Origin of the sequence: Nocardia farcinica (genome assembly GCF_029867845.1) — a bacterium.
Classification (GTDB): Bacteria; Actinomycetota; Actinomycetes; order Mycobacteriales; family Mycobacteriaceae; genus Nocardia; species Nocardia farcinica_A.
Map to the genome: position 1 here is coordinate 1 of NZ_JARWRU010000542.1, position 1449 is coordinate 1449.

Below are 1449 nucleotides of genomic sequence, written 5' to 3' on the forward strand. Positions count from 1 at the left end.
AAGGCGATCGCGACCGCCACCTGTCCACCGCCGTCCGCGTCGCCGACCGTGCTGGTGGCCATCGCGTCCTGGCCGACACCGACGGCGATCGGGATGCCGCCGAACCCCTGACTGGCGCCGACGCCGCCCGCCGCGCCGATGCCGAGCGCGCTCGCGCCCCGCGCGGCATACGCGTAGCCGACCCCGCCCGCCCCGGTGGCGCGCGCCAGCCCGTCCTCGGCGGCGGCGCGGCAGCCGGTGCGTCCGTCGATGTAGGTCACGTCGACGCCGTGCTCGGCGGAGCAGACCAGCATGGTGTCCGGGTTTGCTGAGCCGGTCGCCGCCGTCGCGACCGCGCTGCCGACTGCGGCGGCCGAGCAGATGATCGCCCTGATCAGGTTCATGTCGTGCCCCTTTCGCGCCGTGATCACCACCATACCCAGATCGGTTGCTGGAACTTGATCACCGCAGTTGGCGGAGCTTTCGCGGTCCGCGGGCGGGCCGTCGGCGGGCCCGGGGGACACGGCATCAGGGGTGAGGAGTCGACGGCTGCCACACGGGTGGTGTATGCATGGCGTGATATTTCAGCTCAGCTCGTCAACTGCGGGTCAACAGGCCGGGTGTGAGTTCGGAGCGTTACAGCTCGGGAGGACTGTACGTGTCTCGTCAATTGTTGTCCGGTCTCGCGCTCGCGGTGGGGCTCACCCTCGCGGCCGCCTCGGTCTCCGCGTGCACGCGGACCATCGAGGGCCAAGCCCAGCCCGGTGTCGGCGGAACCGTCGACGCCGTCACCACCAGCACGCCCGGTCCCAGGCCGACCACCTCGCGCCCGAACTCGCCGCTCACCACCACCGAGGCGGCGGGCGACACCGACTTCGAGGCCGAGGTCGGCGACTGCGTGACCCTGGGCGGCACCACCACCAACGCCACCATCGCCAAGGCCTCCTGCGGCAGCCGGGCGTCGAACTACGTGATCATCGGCAAGACGGTCAACAGCGCGCTGTGCCCGACCGACCGCGACAACTACTACGCCGAGACCCTCAACGGCATCGAGCAGGGCGCCTACTGCCTCGACATCGACTGGGTGGTCGGCGGCTGCATGGACGTCGGCGGCGACGACCCCAAGCGCATCGACTGCACCGAGCCGGGCGTGCAGCGGGTCAGAGTGGACGAGATCGTGCAGGGTTCGGGCGATGTCAGTGCCTGCGACACCGGCTACGGCTTCGAGTACTTCGAGCGCATGTTCGTGGTCTGCGTCGAAGAAGTCTGATCGAAGAAGTCCGGGCGAGGAAGCCCGAATCGTGCGGGGCCCGACCGGAAGGGGCCTGACAGCGCAGCTGTGCCGGGGGGCAGACGAGAAGGGGGCGGGGCCGGGGGGGCGGACGCCTGGTAGGGGGGCGGGCGGGGGGGAGTGTGGGGGGGCCGCGCGGCGGGCCCGCCCCGCGGGGGGGGGGGGGGGGGGGGGGGGGG

General features: G+C 71.9%; 2 protein-coding genes. One reads left to right on the top strand and one right to left on the bottom strand.

The genetic code is table 11. The features are described 5' to 3' along the window. A partial coding sequence (locus QH283_RS11755) for a DUF6764 family protein (protein WP_280503039.1) occupies positions 1 to 383 on the bottom strand: 383 nt, incomplete at its 3' end. A gap of 254 nt (positions 384 to 637) precedes the next feature. Between QH283_RS11755 and lppU the strand changes: the two genes are divergently transcribed. Then, positions 638 to 1249 (top strand): LppU family putative lipoprotein, encoded by a 612-nt coding sequence (gene lppU, locus QH283_RS11760; RefSeq protein ID WP_280503040.1) that lies wholly within the window; start codon positions 638 to 640, stop codon positions 1247 to 1249. The last annotated feature ends 200 nt before the right edge of the window (positions 1250 to 1449 follow it).